Raw genomic sequence first — 242 nt, forward strand, 5'->3', positions numbered from 1 at the left:
CTGGATGGCGTCGGCGACCTCATAGGCTTCCTCGATCATGTAGGGGGCGATGGTGTCGAAATCCTGCTCGATATCCCAGGGGCAGCCGGTCTCGGGGTCGCGCAGCCGGCGCATGATTTCCAGCAGCCGTTCAATCACTGACTCTTCGTCGAGTATCAGATCATCCGCCATTGCAGCCCGGACCAGTCTGTTGTCAGATGCACCCTGAGATTTCTGACCCGAGGAGACCACCCCATGCCCGT

At 59.9% G+C, this 242-nt stretch carries 1 pseudogene; it reads right to left on the bottom strand.

Annotation, left to right across the window (positions count from 1 at the left end):
* Window positions 1-171 (bottom strand): annotated as a pseudogene (locus AB2B41_RS23705) (nucleoside triphosphate pyrophosphohydrolase); the annotation flags it as partial.
* Window positions 172-242: the final 71 nt, after the last annotated feature.

This window comes from Sulfitobacter sediminis, from assembly GCF_040811725.1.
In the GTDB taxonomy this organism is placed as follows: domain Bacteria; phylum Pseudomonadota; class Alphaproteobacteria; order Rhodobacterales; family Rhodobacteraceae; genus Sulfitobacter; species Sulfitobacter sediminis.